Here is a 222-nt window from a genome sequence, read left to right as displayed (position 1 = left end):
GTCGTCCCCGAAGGCACCGTCAATGCGGGCTCAAGATCCTTATCGAAGGCGTACAGCACCTTGTCTTCGCTCAGCTCAACCATGCATCCTCCTCAAACAAAAAAAGCGACGTCAAACGACATCGCTTATTCTAGTTGAATATCCCGCAATAGCACAGAGTATTGCGAGCGCAAAAAAGCGCCCCCTGCGAGCGGAACGACCTGTCCTCCCGCGGCCTGGCGC

The sequence above is a fragment of the uncultured Adlercreutzia sp. genome, from assembly GCA_910585575.1.
Lineage (GTDB): Bacteria > Actinomycetota > Coriobacteriia > Coriobacteriales > Eggerthellaceae > Adlercreutzia.
This window is presented reverse-complemented; position numbering follows the sequence as displayed.